Origin of the sequence: Paenarthrobacter sp. CM16, from assembly GCF_013179505.1 — a bacterium.
Classification (GTDB): domain Bacteria; phylum Actinomycetota; class Actinomycetes; order Actinomycetales; family Micrococcaceae; genus Arthrobacter.
In genome coordinates, this window is the sequence record NZ_JABMCX010000570.1 from 1 (window position 1) to 1,008 (window position 1,008).

Genomic DNA, 1,008 nt, shown 5'->3' on the forward strand with positions numbered 1-1,008 from the left:
GGACATCAATGCTTCGAGCCGGTTGGAGGAGAACATGCAACTGCCATGGGCAGCGTTTCTCTACACCATTTCCACCTTCCACTGCATGGCGGTATCCCTGGGCCAAGGCGGCGATGGACTGGGCACGGTGTGGGGCAGGGAGCAGGCCACGGGCATGCTTCGGCAAGCGGGTTTCCGGAGCGTCGAGTTGAGGGAAGTAGAGGAGGACCCTTTCAATGCGTACTTCATTGCACGGAAGTAAATGTATACAAAGAACGAATATTTCTCCCTTTTCATGGCACATTTACCCTTTCATGTATACAGTGAAGGTATGCGCGCCAGTGATCGGGCCTATTCGGCCCTACGGGAAGACATCATTGAATGGCGCCTTCGGCCGGGTTCCGTGCTTGCGGAGGTGGAGCAGTCCGAACGCCTGGGAGTATCCCGGACGCCGGTTCGGGAGGCTTTGAGCCGGCTCACCGCTGAGGGATTGACGACGGCGGCAGGGGGCCGCGGCGTCGTCGTCACCGATATCTCGCTGGACAGCATCGACGAACTGTTCGAACTACGCGAAACCCTTGAAGTCCGGGCCGCCGCTTTGGCTGCCCAGCGCGGGGAACCCGGCGTCTTCGCCGAGCTGCACACCCAACTGTTGCAGGCCCCTGAGCTGCTCCGCGATGACGATCCCGCACGCCACCATTACTATGCCTTGGTCAGTCGCCTCGACGACGCCATCGACGCCGCCGTCTCCAACTCCTATCTGGCCAACGCCATGCGGAGCCTGCGCGTCCATTTGGTTCGCGTCCGACGCCTGGCCGCCGACGACTCCGCCCGGCTCCATGCCGCAGCGGCGGAACATGCTGCGATCGCCGAGGCCATTGCAGCCGGTAACCCGCGGCTGGCGGAGGCGGCCACCACAGTCCACCTGCACCGCAGCCTCACCCACGTCAAAGCCACCCACACCCCTCATTAGCACCGCCCCTGCCTGAAAACACCCTGCCCGAAACCACCCCTGCCGAGAAGGAGCAC

General features: G+C 62.7%; 1 protein-coding gene and 1 pseudogene. Both read left to right on the forward strand.

The window, feature by feature from the left end; genetic code table 11:
- Window positions 1-241, forward strand: a pseudogene (locus HP499_RS24550) (transcriptional regulator); the annotation flags it as partial.
- Between the two features lie 69 nt (window positions 242-310).
- Window positions 311-952, forward strand: coding sequence for a GntR family transcriptional regulator (locus HP499_RS24555; protein ID WP_172326616.1), 642 nt, complete (start codon window positions 311-313; stop codon window positions 950-952).
- Window positions 953-1,008 lie beyond the last annotated feature (56 nt).